We start from the raw sequence: 13,913 nt of genomic DNA, 5'->3' as shown, positions 1-13,913 counted from the left end.
CTTTTCGGATTGCTTGAGGCCGCGGTTTACTCCGCCGCTTCCTGCGGGGCGGGACCTTCGAGTTGGGGAACCGGCACGTTGGCCTTCGCCTGCTCCTCCTGGATCGCCCGGTCGCGCTCCGTCGCGACGTGCCGCAGGCGCGCGATGGCGCCGCCGGTGCCGGCCGGGATGAGACGGCCGACGATCACGTTCTCCTTCAGGCCCTCCAGCGTGTCGACCTTGCCGTTGACGGCGGCGTCGGTGAGCACGCGGGTGGTCTCCTGGAAGGACGCCGCCGAGAACACCGAACGCGTCTGCAGCGACGCCTTGGTGATGCCCAGCAGGACCGGACGGCCTTCGGCGAGCTTGAGGCCCTCGTCGGTCGCCTTCTGGTTCGCCTCGTCCATCTCGAGCTGGTCGACCTGTTCGCCGGCGAGCAGCGTGGTCTCGCCGCCCTCGGTGACTTCCAGCTTCTGCATCATCTGGCGGCAGATCACCTCGATGTGCTTGTCGTTGATCTTCACGCCCTGGAGACGATAGACGTCCTGGATCTCCTTCACGAGATAGGTCGCCAGCTCCTCCATGCCCTTGATGCGCAGGATGTCGTGCGGAGACGGGTTGCCTTCGACGATGTAGTCGCCCTTCTCCACATAGTCGCCCTCGCGCACCGAGATGTGCTTGCCCTTCGGGATGAGATATTCCGTCGGCTCCAGCTTCTCGTTCTTGGGACGTACGATGACGCGGCGCTTGTTCTTGTAGTCCTTGCCGAACTCGACGAAGCCGTCGGCTTCCGCGAGCACCGCGGCTTCCTTGGGCTTGCGCGCCTCGAACAGCTCCGCCACGCGCGGCAGGCCGCCCGTGATGTCGCGGGTCTTGGCGCCCTCGGTCGGGATGCGCGCGACGACGTCGCCGGCGCGGACCTCCGAGCCGTCCTCGACCGACAGGATGGCGTCGACGGAAAGCGCGTAGCGCGCCTCGCCGCCCCCCGGCACCTGCACGGTCTTGCCCTGCTTGTTGACGATGACGATGGTCGGCCGCAGCTCCGTCGCCTTGGCGCCGGAACCGGTGCGGCTGTCGATCACCACCTTGTTCGACACGCCGGTCTTCTCGTCCGACACGTCGCGGAAGGAGACGCCCGAGATCAGCTCCTCGTACTTCACCGTGCCGTCGACATCGGTGAGGACGGGCAGCGAGTTCGGATTCCACTCCGCGAGGCGGTCGCCGCGCTTGACCGTGGCGCCCTCGTCGACCTTGAGGCGCGCGCCGTACACGATGCGGTACGAGGCACGCTCCTGGCCCTTGGGATCGGTGATCACCGCCTGCATGTTGCGGCCCATCGCGATCAGCTCACCGTCGGAGTTCTTGACGATGTTGCGGTTCACCAGCTTGATCTTGCCGTCATAGGACGCCTCGATCTTGGACTGGCCCGCGACCTGGGCCGCGCCGCCGATGTGGAAGGTGCGCATGGTGAGCTGGGTGCCCGGCTCGCCGATCGACTGCGCCGCGATCACGCCGACCGCCTCGCCGATATTGACCGGAGTGCCGCGGGCCAGATCGCGCCCATAGCACTTGCCGCACACGCCGTCCTTGAGCTCGCAGGTCAGCACCGAGCGGACGCGAACCCGCTGGATGTGCGACTGCTCGATCTTGTCGGCGATGTCCTCGGTGACTTCCTTGCCGCGCTTGATGATGATCTCGCCGGTGTCCGGATGCTTCACGTCCTCGGCCGCGGTGCGGCCCAGGATGCGCTCCGGCAGCGACGACACGATCGTGCCGCCGTCGATTTCGGCCTGGACGTAGACGCCCTTCTTGGTGCCGCAATCCTCGGTGGTGATGATGCAGTCGTTGGCGACGTCGACAAGGCGGCGCGTCAGATAGCCGGAATTGGCGGTCTTCAGCGCGGTGTCGGCCAGGCCCTTGCGGGCGCCGTGGGTCGAGTTGAAGTACTCGAGCACGGTGAGGCCTTCCTTGAAGTTCGACAGGATCGGCGTCTCGATGATCGACCCGTCCGGACGCGCCATCAGGCCGCGCATGCCGGCGAGCTGCTTCATCTGCTGCGGCGAACCGCGGGCACCGGAATGGCTCATCATGTAGATGGAGTTCATCTCCTCCATGCGGCCCGTCTTCGGGTCGATCTTGGATTCGGAAATCTCCTTCATCATTTCGGCGGCCACCAGGTCGGTGCACTTCGACCAGGTGTCGACGACGAGGTTGTACTTCTCCTTGTCGGTGGTGAGGCCGTCCAGGTACTGCTGCTCGAACTCGCGCACCTTGTGGCGCGTCTCGTCGATCAGCTTCACCTTGGTGTCGGGCACGACCATGTCGTCCTTGCCGAAGGAGATGCCGGCCTTGCAGGCCTCGCGGAAGCCCAGACCCATCACCGCGTCGGCGAACAGCACGGTCTCCTTCTGGCCGCAATGGCGGTAGACCTCGTCGATGATGTGCGACACCTCCTGCTTGCGCAGGAGCTTGTTCACCAGGGCGAACGGGATCTTCGGGTTACGCGGCAGGATTTCCGCGATCATCATGCGGCCGGGCGTGGAGTCGACGCGCAGCGTGACCGGCTTGCCTTCGGCGTCCACCGTCTTGTAGCGGCACTTGATCTTGGCGTGCAGCGTGACGGAGTTCGCGAACAAAGCGTGCTCGATCTCGCCGATGTCGTTGAACACCATGCCCTCGCCCGGCTCGTTCGGACGTTCCTGGCTGAGGTAGTAGAGGCCAAGCACGATGTCCTGCGTCGGCACGATGATCGGCTTGCCGTTGGCGGGGCTGAGGATGTTGTTGGTCGACATCATCAGGACGCGCGCTTCCAACTGGGCCTCGAGGCTCAGCGGAACGTGCACGGCCATCTGGTCGCCGTCGAAGTCGGCGTTGAAGGCGGTGCAGACCAGCGGATGAAGCTGGATCGCCTTGCCTTCGATCAGCACCGGCTCGAACGCCTGGATGCCCAACCGATGCAGCGTCGGGGCGCGGTTGAGCAGCACCGGATGCTCGCGGATCACCTCTTCGAGGATGTCCCAGACTTCCGGCTTCTCTTTCTCGACCAGCTTCTTGGACTGCTTGACCGTCTGGCTGAAGCCTTTGGCCTCGAGCCGCGCATAGATGAACGGTTTGAACAGTTCGAGCGCCATCTTCTTCGGCAAGCCGCACTGGTGCAGCTTGAGCTCCGGACCGACCACGATGACCGAACGGCCGGAATAATCGACGCGCTTGCCGAGCAGGTTCTGGCGGAAGCGGCCCTGCTTGCCCTTCAGCATGTCGGCGATCGACTTCAGCGGACGCTTGTTGGCGCCGGTGATGACGCGGCCGCGGCGGCCGTTGTCGAACAGCGCATCGACGGACTCCTGCAACATGCGCTTTTCGTTGCGCACGATGATGTCCGGCGCCTTCAGCTCGATCAAGCGCTTGAGGCGGTTGTTGCGGTTGATGACGCGGCGATAGAGATCATTCAAGTCGGACGTCGCAAAACGGCCGCCGTCCAGCGGAACCAGCGGGCGCAGGTCCGGCGGAATCACCGGAACCACGGTGAGGATCATCCATTCCGGGCGGTTGCCGGAATCGATGAAGGCCTCGGCGACCTTGAGCCGCTTGACGAGCTTCTTCTGCTTCTCGCCGCCGTTGGAGCCGGCGATGTCGACGCGGAGCTGATCGCGCAGCTTCTCCAGGTCGATCGCCATCAGCAGCTTGCGGATCGCCTCGGCGCCGATCTCGGCGGTGAAGCTGTCGTTTCCGTAATCGTCCTGCGCCTTGTAGAACTCGTCCTCGGTCAGGAGCTGACGCTCCTTGAGCGGGGTCAGGCCCGGCTCGATGACGATGTAGTTCTCGAAATAGAGGACGCGTTCCAGGTCCTTCAGCGTCATGTCGAGCATCAACCCGATGCGCGACGGCAGCGACTTCAGGAACCAGATATGGGCGACGGGGCTGGCCAGTTCGATATGGGCCATGCGGTCGCGGCGCACCTTCTGCACCGTGACCTCGACGCCGCACTTCTCGCAGACGATGCCCTTGTACTTCATGCGCTTGTACTTGCCGCACAGGCACTCGTAATCCTTCACCGGCCCGAAGATGCGGGCGCAGAAAAGGCCGTCGCGTTCGGGCTTGAACGTGCGGTAGTTGATCGTCTCCGGCTTCTTCACCTCGCCGTGCGACCAGCGCAGGATTTGATCCGGCGAGGCCAGCGAGATCCGGATGCGGTCGAAGGTCGGGATTTCCTTCACCGCCTGGAAGACGTTGGCCAGCTCCTGGTTGGCGCGCGCCGAGTCGCGGCGGTGCGATCTTGCTTCAGTCTCGAAAGATTCAGCCATTGAGCAGCTCCACATTCAGGGACAGCGAACGCATTTCCTTGACGAGGACGTTGAACGATTCCGGGATACCGGCCTCGAACGTGTCTTCGCCCCGTACGATCGCTTCGTACACTTTGGTTCTTCCCGCCACGTCGTCCGACTTGACCGTCAGGATTTCCTGCAGCGTGTAGGCGGCGCCGTAAGCCTCGAGCGCCCAGACCTCCATCTCGCCGAAACGCTGGCCGCCGAACTGGGCCTTGCCGCCCAGAGGCTGCTGCGTCACGAGAGAATACGGGCCGATCGAACGCGCGTGGATCTTGTCGTCCACCAGATGGTTCAGCTTCAGCATGTAGATGTAGCCGACCGTGACGTTGCGCTTGAAGGATTCGCCGGTGCGCCCGTCATAGAGCGTGACCTGGCCGGAATCGGTCAGGCCCGCCTGGCGGAGCATGTCGACGATGTCCTTCTCCTTGGCGCCGTCGAACACCGGCGTCGAGATCGGGATGCCGGGGCGCAGGTTCTCGGCGAGTTCGGACATGCCCTGCTCGTCGAGTTCCTTGAGGCGCTCGTCGTCCTCGTAGAACGCCTTGAGCTGCTTGCGCAGCGGCTCGTATTTGCCGTCGCGCTTCACCTTGTCCAGCGTCTCGCCGATCATCTTGCCGAGGCCCGAACAGGCCCAGCCGAGATGGGTCTCCAGGATCTGGCCGACATTCATGCGCGACGGCACGCCGAGCGGATTGAGCACGACGTCGACCGCCGTGCCGTCTTCCAGATGCGGCATGTCCTCGATCGGAACGATGCGGCTGATCACGCCCTTGTTGCCGTGGCGGCCGGCCATCTTGTCGCCGGGCTGCAGCTTGCGCTTCACCGCGACGAACACCTTGACCATCTTCATGACGCCGGGCGACAGCTCGTCGCCGCGGCGCAGCTTCTCCACCTTGTCGGCGAAGCGCTTGTCGAGGCGCGACTTGGACTCGTCGTATTGCTGGCGCATGCCTTCCAGCTCGGCCATCGCCTTTTCGTTGCGCAGGCCGATCTGCCACCATTGATGCTTGGCGATGGCGTCGAGCACGGCTTGCGTGATCTTGGTATCCGGCGCCATGCCCTTGGGACCGTGGGACGCGGTCTTGTTGAGCAGAATCTCCGAGAGGCGCGCGAAGATGTTGCGCTCCAGGATGGCGAGTTCGTCGTCGCGATCCTCGGCGAGGCGCTCTTCCTCGGCCTTCTCGATCGCCATGGCGCGCTGGTCCTTGTCGACGCCGTGGCGGTTGAAGACGCGCACTTCGACGACCGTGCCGGTGACGCCCGGCGGAACGCGCAGCGAGGTGTCGCGCACGTCGGCCGCCTTCTCGCCGAAGATGGCGCGCAGCAGCTTCTCTTCCGGGGTCATCGGGGTTTCGCCCTTCGGCGTCACCTTGCCGACCAGGATGTCGCCCGCGACGACTTCGGCGCCGATATAGGTGATGCCGGCCTCGTCGAGGTTCTTGAGGTTTTCCTCACCGACGTTTGGGATGTCGCGGGTGATTTCCTCAGGACCGAGCTTGGTGTCGCGCGCCATCGTCTCGAACTCCTCGATATGGATCGAGGTGAAGACGTCGTCGCGCACGATGCGCTCGGAGATGAGGATGGAGTCCTCGAAGTTGTAGCCGTTCCACGGCATGAACGCGACGAGCGCGTTCTTGCCGAGCGCCAGCTCGCCCAATTGCGTGGACGGGCCGTCGGCGATGATGTCGCCCTTCTTGAGCTGGTCGCCCACCTTCACCAGCGGACGCTGGTTGATGCAGGTCGAGGCGTTGGAGCGCTGGAACTTGCGCAGGCGATAGATGTCGATGCCCGGCTTGGTGGGATCGGCCTCTTCCGTGGCGCGGATGACGATACGGGTGGCATCGACCTGGTCGACGACGCCCGAGCGGCGGGCGGCGATCGCCGAGCCGGAATCGCGCGCGACGACCTCTTCCATGCCGGTGCCGACCAGCGGCGCCTCGGGCCGCAGCAGCGGCACGGCCTGGCGCTGCATGTTCGAGCCCATCAAGGCGCGGTTGGCGTCGTCGTTCTCGAGGAACGGCACGAGCGCCGCGGCGACCGAGACAAGCTGCTTGGGCGAAACATCGATGAACTCGACCTGATCGGGCGTGGTCATGACGAAGTTGCCGCCCTTGCGGCACGACACGAGCTCGTCGTTCAGCCTATTGCGGGCGTCGATCGTCGCATTGGCCTGGGCGATGGTGTACTTCGCCTCTTCCATCGCCGAGAGGTAGATGACCTCGTCGGTGACGTGCTTGTTCACGACCTTGCGGTACGGGCTCTCGATGAAGCCATATTTGTTGACGCGCGCATAGGTGGCGAGCGAGTTGATCAGGCCGATATTCGGGCCTTCCGGCGTCTCGATCGGGCAGATGCGGCCGTAATGCGTCGGGTGCACGTCGCGCACTTCGAAGCCGGCGCGCTCGCGGGTCAGGCCGCCCGGTCCGAGCGCCGACATGCGGCGCTTGTGGGTCAGCTCCGACAGCGGGTTCTGCTGGTCCATGAACTGGCTGAGCTGGGACGAACCGAAGAACTCGCGCACCGCGGCGGCGACCGGCTTGGCGTTGATCAGGTCGTGCGGCATGACCGTGTCGATATCGACGGCGGACATCCGCTCCTTGATCGCGCGCTCCATGCGCAGGAGGCCGACGCGGAACTGGTTCTCCATCAGCTCGCCGACCGAGCGCACCCGGCGGTTGCCGAGATTGTCGATGTCGTCGATCTCGCCGCGGCCGTCACGCAGTTCGGTGAGGGCCTTCAGGATCGCCAGGATGTCTTCCTTGCGCAGCGTCCGATACGTATCGGGCGCGTCGAGGTTCAGGCGCATGTTCATCTTCACGCGGCCGACCGAGGACAGGTCGTAGCGCTCGCTGTCGAAGAAGAGCTGGCCGAACAGCGTCTCCGCCGTGTCCAGCGTCGGCGGCTCGCCGGGGCGCATGACGCGGTAGATGTCGATCAGCGCCTGCTCGCGGGAGTGGTTCTTGTCCACCGTCAGCGTGTTGCGCACATAGCCGCCGATGGTGATGCCGTCGACGTTGATGATGCTGATCTCGTTCTCGCCCGCTTCGATCAGGGTGGCGATGCTCGCCGCGGTCAGCTCGTCGCCGGCCTCGACATAGATTTCGCCGGTCTCGGGATTGACCATGTCGAGCGCGTTGTAGCGGCCGACCAGCTCTTCCTCGGACATCGCGACGTTCTTGATGCCGTCTTCCTGCCATTTGCGCAGCAGGCGCACGGTGATCTTGGAGCCGGCCTCGGCGATGACTTCGCCGGTCTTGCCGTTCTTCCAGTCGGAGCCGACCTTGGCGTTGCGCATCCAGCCCGGCTCGACCGGGGTATGCCAGGAGCCGTCCTTGTGCCGCTTGAAGGCGATCTTGGTGTAGAAATATTCCAGGATCTCTTCCTGGGTCAGGCCGAGCGCATAGAGCAGCGTCGTCGCCGGCAGCTTGCGGCGGCGGTCGATGCGGACATGGATGATGTCCTTGGCGTCGAACTCGAAATCGAGCCACGAGCCGCGATAGGGGATGACGCGGGCGGCGAACAGGAGCTTGCCCGAGGAATGGGTCTTGCCCTTGTCGTGATCGAAGAAGACGCCCGGCGAGCGGTGCATCTGGCTGACGATCACGCGCTCGGTGCCGTTGATGATGAAGGTGCCGTTCTCGGTCATGAACGGGACATCGCCCATATAGACGTCCTGCTCCTTGATGTCCTTGACGGACTTGGCGCCGGTTTCCTGGTCCACATCGAACACGATGAGGCGCAGCGTCACCTTGAGCGGCGCGGCATAGGTCATGGAGCGCTGCTGGCACTCCTCGACATCGTATTTCGGCTCTTCGAAGTGGTAGTCGACATATTCCAGGAGCGAGGATTCCGAGAAATCCTTGATCGGGAACACGTGGCGGAACACCGTCTCCAGCCCCTCGTCCTTGCGGCCTTCCTCAAGCTTATCCACCTGGAGGAACTGGTCGTAGGAGGTCTTCTGGACCTCGATGAGGTTGGGCATCTCCGCGACCTCGGCGATCTTGCCGAAGTATTTGCGGAGCCTTTTGCGTCCGGTGAACGAGAGCGTCATTCTTGCGTCCTTCTTGCGGTCCTAATTGACCGCTGCGGTGTGCGAGTAATTGCTAAACCAATGACGAGTTCCACCGGCCCTCCCGGCGCGCGAATCGCCGGGAGGGGGTGGGTTTAACGAAATATGTACGCGGGGTGGGTTCTTCAACCCTCCTCGCCTCCTTTACTTCAGCTCGACTTTCGCGCCGGCGTCCTCGAGCTGCTTCTTGATCTTCGCGGCCTCGTCCTTGGAGACGTCCGCCTTCACTTCCTTCGGCGCGCCTTCGACCAGGTCCTTGGCTTCCTTGAGGCCCAGGCCCGTGATCTGACGCACTTCCTTGATCACGTTGATCTTCTTGTCGCCGGCGTCGGTCAGGACGACGGTGAACTCGGTCTTCTCCACGGCGGCGGCAGCGGCGGCGGCCGGAGCGGCAGCAGCGGCGGCAACCGGAGCGGCGGCCGAAACGCCCCACTTCTCTTCGAGAAGCTTGGCGAGTTCCGCGGCCTCGAGAACGGTGAGGCCCGAGAGATCGGTGACGAGCTGTTCAATCTTAGACATTTCGATAGTTCCTTCAGTTGGTTCGGGTTCGATGTTGATGAATAGGTTGACGTCCACTTTTGGGGTCGCACGGCCGAATGGCCGCTGTTCCCCTATGCCGCTTCCTTCTTGGAATACGCCGCGATGACGCGGGCGAGCTGACCGGCGGGGGCTTGAACAACCCCGGCGATCTTGGTCGCGGGCGCCAGAATGAGGCCCACGAGCTTGCCCCGCAGTTCGTCGAGCGACGGCAGGGTGGCAAGGGCCTTCACGCCCTCGGCATCCAGCGCCGTTGCTCCGACCGAACCGCCCAGGATCACGAGTTTCTCGTTATCCTTGGCGTAGGCGACCGCCACCTTCGAAGCCGCGACCGGGTCCTTGCTGTACGCAATGCCGGTCGGACCTTTGAAGAGGTGGGAGATGCCTTCCACGGGCGTTCCCTGGAGCGCGCGCACCGCCAGACGGTTCTTCGACACCCGGAAGGACGCTCCGGCGGCGCGCATGCGCCCCCGCAGATCGTTCATCTGGGCCACCGTCATGCCGGTATAGTGGGCGACAACCAGGGAGCCGGCATTCGCGAAGACGCCTTTCAGCTCTTCGACGACTTCCGCTTTCTCTGCTTTGTCCACTTCTGCTCCTTTTTGGCCTATCGCTTCGCTACTTGAGGCCAAAAAGGCCGTAGCTTGGCGTCCAGACCAGTTCTCAACAGGTCTCCGTGACGATCCGGAGCCCTGCCCTGTGACACACAATTCCTGTCCCAGGGCTCAAACCCGAAGCGCGAGGCTGACATCCGAAGATGGGCCTCGAATTCCGGTTCTCTTCCCTGTCTGCGCTGGACATTTAAGTGCCGAAGCACTCCAGCGGTCTCGGACAGTTCCGGCGATCGTCCGCCGGAATTCTTCAAACTCGGTCGTAGCGGTAGGTGGAGGACACCACCGCGAAGAACGCCACGACCCATACGGCCAGAGCCGCCAGCAACGACCAGAGCGCAAGGCCGTAATGGCGATGCAGCCAAGTGATGCCGGCGAGCCCGCCGAGGAACACCAACAGCGCAATCCAGCCGGCAACGCCGCGGGGGCTGATCCCCGAACCGACGTCCTTGGGCCCGAACCACGCCGCCACCGTCATGCCTCCGCGCCGCCCGCGCCGACGGATGCCAGCGCGATCTTCACGCCCGGGCCCATCGTCGAGGAGATCGACACCTTCTTCATGTAGACGCCCTTGGCGCCGGTCGGCTTGGCCTTCATCACGCTGTCGACGAAGGACTTCACGTTCTGGACGATGGCGTCCTCGGTGAAGCTCGCCTTGCCGACGCCGGCCTGGACGATGCCCGCCTTCTCGACGCGGAACTCGACGGCGCCGCCCTTGGCGTCCTTGATCGCCTGGGTCACGTCCATCGTCACCGTCCCGACGCGCGGGTTCGGCATCAAATTGCGCGGACCCAGCACCTTACCGAGGCGGCCGACGATGCCCATCATGTCGGGCGTCGCGATGCAGCGGTCGAAATCGATCTTGCCGGCCGTGACCTCGGCGGCGAGGTCCTCGGCGCCGACGATGTCGGCCCCGGCCTTGCGGGCCTCGTCGGCCTTGGCGCCCTTGGCGAACACCGCGACGCGCAGCTTGCGGCCGGTTCCGTTCGGCAGCGAGGACACGCCGCGCACCATCTGGTCGGCATGGCGCGGATCGACGCCGAGATTGATCGACAGCTCGATCGTCTCGTCGAACTTGGCGGTGGCGCGCGACTTGATCAGCTTGACGGCTTCCTCGACCGGATAGGCCTTGGTGGCGTCGACGCCTTCGACGGCTTTCTTGAATCGCTTGGAGAGTGTCATCGCGGTTATCCCTTCACCTCGATGCCCATCGAGCGCGCGGAGCCCTCGATCATGAGCATCGCCATCTCGACGTCGTTGGCGTTCAGGTCCTTCATCTTCGCTTCCGCGATCTGACGGACCTGCGCCTTGGTCACCGACCCGGCGGAGGTGAGCCCGGGCGACTTGGAGCCCGAGGTGAGCTTGGCGGCCTTCTTCAGGAAAAACGACGCCGGCGGCGTGCGCATCTCGAAGGTGAAGGATTTGTCCGAGAACACGGTGATGGTCACCGGGATCGGGGTGCCCTTCTCCTGGTCCTGCGTCTTGGCGTTGAAGCCCTTGCAGAACTCCATGATGTTGAGGCCGCGCTGGCCGAGCGCGGGGCCGATCGGCGGCGACGGATTGGCCGCGCCGGCGGGCACCTGCAGCTTGATGTAACCGGTAATCTTCTTTGCCACTCTCTGACCGCCTCCTTAGCGGTTTGCGGTTCGAACGGACCGGCTTGGCCCTCCCGCGTTCCTTTGCACTCGTCGTGGCCAGCTTGACCCGGCCACCCATCAAACGCGCATCCGCGCGCCAATGACTCTCACAGCACCCGTTTCACCTGGGTGGCCCGCATTCGCGGGCCATGACACCGAGGTGGTTGCGTCAGACCTTCTCCACCTGCGTGAATTCCAATTCGACCGGCGTCGCGCGGCCGAAGATCGAGACGGCGACCTTCACGCGGCTGCGGTCCTCGTCGACCTCTTCCACCGTGCCGGTGAAGGAGGTGAACGGGCCGTCCGCGACGCGGACCTGCTCGCCGATCTCGAAGGTGATCGTCGATTTCGGATTCTCCGCGCCCTCGCTGACCTGGTTGAGGATGCGGTCGACCTCGGCCTGGCGCAGCGGCATCGGCTTGTTGTTCTGGCCGAGGAAGCCGGTGACCTTCGCCACGTTCTTGACCAGGTGGTAGCAATGATCCGTCAGGTGGGCGTGCAAGAGCACATAGCCCGGCAGGAATTTGTGCTCCGCCTTGACCTTCTGGCCGCGGCGCACTTCGAGGACTTCCTCGGTCGGCACCACGACGTCGACGACCTCTTCCTCGAGGCCCTGGATCTTCGCCTGGCGCTTGATCTCCTCGGCCACCTTCTTCTCGAAATTCGAGTAGGTGTGGACGATGTACCACTTCGCGTTGGCGTTGACGGTCTTGGTTGCTGCGTCGCTCATCGCTTTAGCCCACCGCGCCGATCAGGAGACGTTCGCCGTAGGAAAGAATCCAGTCGACGCCGAAAAAGAACACCATGGTGAGGCCCACCATGATGAAAACCATCGCCGAGGTGAGCCAGGTCTCCTTCCAGGAGGGCCAGGTGACCTTGGAAACCTCGCGCCGGACCTCGCCGAAGAACGCCAGCGGATTGGTGCGCCGGCGCACCGGCGCCGGCAAATCCTTGCCCGCCGTATCCGCCGTCTTTTTCGTCGCGTCCGCCATGTCTTTTCTTCGTTCAATCCGTTTCACATTACTGGCAGGAGTGGAGGGACTCGAACCCACGGCCTACGGTTTTGGAGACCGCCGCTCTACCAACTGAGCTACACTCCTAGGACACAAGCCCCTACTTGATGATCTTGGCGACGACGCCCGAGCCGACGGTGCGGCCGCCCTCGCGGATGGCGAAGCGCAGCTTCTCTTCCATCGCGATCGGAACGATCAGCTCGACCTCGATCGACACGTTGTCTCCCGGCATCACCATCTCGGTGCCTTCCGGAAGCTTCACGATGCCGGTCACGTCCGTCGTGCGGAAATAGAACTGCGGACGGTAGTTCGCGAAGAACGGCGTGTGACGGCCGCCCTCGTCCTTCGTCAGCACGTAGATCTCCGCCGTGAAATTCGTGTGCGGCGTCACCGAACCCGGCTTGGCCAGAACCTGGCCGCGCTCCACGCCCTCGCGCTCGACGCCGCGCAGAAGTGCGCCGATGTTGTCGCCCGCCTGGCCCTGATCGAGCAGCTTGCGGAACATCTCGACGCCCGTCACCGTGGTCGAGGACGTGGGACGGATGCCGATGATCTCCACCGTCTCGCCGACCTTCACGATGCCGCGCTCGACTCTTCCCGTGACCACAGTTCCCCGGCCCGAGATCGAGAACACGTCCTCGATCGGCATCAGGAAGGGCTGGTCGATCGGACGCTCCGGCTGGGGGATGTAGCGATCCACTTCCGCCATCAGCTTCAGGATCGCGTCGTGGCCCATCTCCTTGTTCTTGTCTTCCAGCGCCATCAGCGCCGAGCCGCGGATGATCGGGATGTCGTCGCCCGGGAACTGATACGACGAAAGCAGCTCGCGCACTTCCATCTCCACCAGCTCCAACAGCTCCGGATCGTCGACCATGTCGCACTTGTTCAGGAACACCACCAGCGCCGGCACGCCGACCTGGCGGGCCAGAAGGATGTGCTCGCGGGTCTGCGGCATCGGGCCGTCGGCCGCCGACACCACCAGGATGCCGCCGTCCATCTGGGCGGCGCCGGTGATCATGTTCTTCACGTAATCGGCGTGGCCGGGGCAGTCGACATGGGCGTAGTGGCGGTTCGCGGTCTCGTATTCCACATGCGCCGTGGAGATCGTGATGCCGCGCGCCTTCTCTTCCGGCGCCTTGTCGATCTGGTCATAGGCGGTGAACGTCGCCCCGCCCGTCTCGGCCAGGACCTTGGTGATGGCGGCCGTCAAGGACGTCTTGCCATGGTCGACATGGCCGATCGTCCCGATGTTGCAGTGCGGCTTGTTACGCTCGAATTTGGCCTTGGCCATAATCTCTTATCCTTCGTTCTTCACGTCCCGCCCGAGGCGGGGGTACTCGGTTCTTCTTCGCCCCGTCCCAGTGAGGTGGCCTGCCAACCGAAGCCCTACAAGGGCGAGATTGGAGCGGGTGAAGGGAATCGAACCCTCGTCATCAGCTTGGAAGGCTGTTGCTCTACCATTGAGCTACACCCGCCTTATTCGACTTCCTTCGTCCTCTTCTTCGTTCCAGCCGGCTGGTGGAGGGGGCTGGATTCGAACCAGCGTAGGCGTAGCCAACGGATTTACAGTCCGTCCCCTTTAGCCACTCGGGCACCCCTCCTTCGATTGTTCAACCGGCTCAACTACTTACGCGCCAGTTCCGAGGCGGCACCGATGCGCGTCCGTTTTTGTGGAACGAACGTGTGTACGTGCCTTTCGGAAGGGTTGGCTGCGGATCGCGGGTTATTGGCTAAGAGGA

10 protein-coding genes and 3 tRNA genes are annotated in these 13,913 nt (G+C 63.9%); all 13 read right to left on the bottom strand.

The window, feature by feature from the left end:
• Positions 1-26 precede the first annotated feature (26 nt).
• The gene (gene rpoC, locus WDM86_05565) at positions 27-4,283 is read right to left on the bottom strand and encodes a DNA-directed RNA polymerase subunit beta' (GenBank protein ID MEI9989487.1); all 4,257 of its coding nucleotides are present in this window, start codon (positions 4,281-4,283) and stop codon (positions 27-29) included.
• Positions 4,276-8,358, bottom strand: a complete 4,083-nt coding sequence (gene rpoB, locus WDM86_05560) for a DNA-directed RNA polymerase subunit beta (protein MEI9989486.1) — start codon at positions 8,356-8,358, stop codon at positions 4,276-4,278. The genes rpoC and rpoB overlap by 8 nt, the downstream gene beginning before the upstream one ends.
• A gap of 162 nt (positions 8,359-8,520) precedes the next feature.
• On the bottom strand, positions 8,521-8,895 hold the full coding sequence (gene rplL / locus WDM86_05555; GenBank protein MEI9989485.1) for a 50S ribosomal protein L7/L12: 375 nt from the start codon (positions 8,893-8,895) through the stop codon (positions 8,521-8,523).
• A gap of 92 nt (positions 8,896-8,987) precedes the next feature.
• A complete protein-coding gene (gene rplJ, locus WDM86_05550) occupies positions 8,988-9,503 on the bottom strand; it encodes a 50S ribosomal protein L10 (protein MEI9989484.1) in 516 nt (171 codons plus the stop codon).
• A 271-nt stretch (positions 9,504-9,774) separates the two neighbouring features.
• A complete protein-coding gene (locus WDM86_05545) occupies positions 9,775-10,002 on the bottom strand; it encodes a hypothetical protein (protein ID MEI9989483.1) in 228 nt (75 codons plus the stop codon).
• Complete coding sequence (rplA, locus tag WDM86_05540; GenBank protein MEI9989482.1) at positions 9,999-10,706, bottom strand: 50S ribosomal protein L1; 708 nt, start codon at positions 10,704-10,706, stop codon at positions 9,999-10,001. Before rplA ends, WDM86_05545 begins: the two co-directional genes overlap by 4 nt.
• A 5-nt stretch (positions 10,707-10,711) precedes the next feature.
• Positions 10,712-11,140, bottom strand: a complete 429-nt coding sequence (gene rplK, locus WDM86_05535) for a 50S ribosomal protein L11 (GenBank protein MEI9989481.1) — start codon at positions 11,138-11,140, stop codon at positions 10,712-10,714.
• A 190-nt stretch (positions 11,141-11,330) separates the two neighbouring features.
• Positions 11,331-11,891, bottom strand: coding sequence for a transcription termination/antitermination protein NusG (gene nusG, locus WDM86_05530; GenBank protein ID MEI9989480.1), 561 nt, complete (start codon positions 11,889-11,891; stop codon positions 11,331-11,333).
• Between the two features lie 4 nt (positions 11,892-11,895).
• Positions 11,896-12,153 carry a preprotein translocase subunit SecE gene (secE, locus tag WDM86_05525; GenBank protein MEI9989479.1) on the bottom strand — a complete coding sequence of 86 codons (258 nt, stop codon included), beginning with the start codon at positions 12,151-12,153 and terminating at the stop codon, positions 11,896-11,898.
• 32 nt (positions 12,154-12,185) lie between these two features.
• Positions 12,186-12,261, bottom strand: a tRNA-Trp gene (locus WDM86_05520).
• Between the two features lie 13 nt (positions 12,262-12,274).
• The gene (tuf, locus tag WDM86_05515) at positions 12,275-13,465 is read right to left on the bottom strand and encodes an elongation factor Tu (protein ID MEI9989478.1); all 1,191 of its coding nucleotides are present in this window, start codon (positions 13,463-13,465) and stop codon (positions 12,275-12,277) included.
• Between the two features lie 110 nt (positions 13,466-13,575).
• Positions 13,576-13,649, bottom strand: a tRNA-Gly gene (locus WDM86_05510).
• A gap of 41 nt (positions 13,650-13,690) precedes the next feature.
• Positions 13,691-13,775: transfer RNA gene (locus tag WDM86_05505), tRNA-Tyr, on the bottom strand.
• Positions 13,776-13,913: the final 138 nt, after the last annotated feature.

This window comes from Rhizomicrobium sp. (assembly GCA_037200045.1).
Taxonomy (GTDB): Bacteria; Pseudomonadota; Alphaproteobacteria; order Micropepsales; family Micropepsaceae; genus Rhizomicrobium.
This window is presented reverse-complemented; position numbering and strand designations above follow the sequence as displayed.